Genomic DNA, 827 nt, shown 5'->3' with positions numbered 1-827 from the left:
GAGCCACCACCGCATGATTGTGGATAGCCGTGGTCGTCCAATGGCGATCGGACGTTTGTACATTACTCCGGATAACGATGGCCAAATCCGCTATATGGCGGTGAAAGGCAATCGTCGCAGCAAAGGCATGGGCTCACTGGTGTTGGTCGCGTTGGAATCGCTTGCGCGCCAAGAAGGTGCGAAACGTTTGGTATGTAATGCCCGTGAAGATGCGATTGCGTTTTATGAAAAAAATGGTTTTGAACGTCGTGGTGAGTTGACCGATGACCGCGGTCCGGTCCGTCACCAACAAATGGTGAAGCCGCTTGATCCGATGGCGAATGTGTTACGTCGCCCAGAATGGTGCACGGAATTGCAGCAGCGCTGGGAAGCGCAGATCCCAATTGCGGACAAAATGGGCATCAAAATCAACCAATACACCGGTTATCAGTTCGAATGCAGTGCCCAGCTCAATCCGAATTTGAACCCGCACAATACGATGTTTGCTGGTTCGGCATTTACGTTGGCAACGCTGACGGGATGGGGAATGACGTGGTTACTGCTCAAAGAGCGCGGTTTGCATGGCGATATCGTTTTGGCAGACAGCTCGATTCGTTATCGTCATCCGGTGGAGCAAAATCCGGTGGCGAGTACCTCGCTTGATGGTATCAGTGGTGATTTGGATCGCTTGGCGTCAGGGCGCAAGGCGCGCATTGTCATCCATGTGGTGATTTACAGCGGCGATACGCCTGCGGTTGATTTCGTTGGCACGTACATGCTGTTGCCCAACTATTCGCAGCTACTCAGTTGCTAGTTCTTCTTCGGCTACGACCTCGTTCTTCGTAGCC

1 protein-coding gene is annotated in these 827 nt (G+C 52.7%); it reads left to right on the top strand.

Annotated elements, in window-relative coordinates; translation table 11 throughout:
• The coding region (locus R7Q11_RS25565; RefSeq protein WP_225466924.1) for a bifunctional GNAT family N-acetyltransferase/hotdog fold thioesterase at window positions 1-793 on the top strand (793 nt) is incomplete at its 5' end.
• Between the last annotated feature and the right edge of the window lie 34 nt (window positions 794-827).

The organism is Vibrio sp. 970, assembly GCF_033339075.1.
This window is presented reverse-complemented; position numbering and strand designations above follow the sequence as displayed.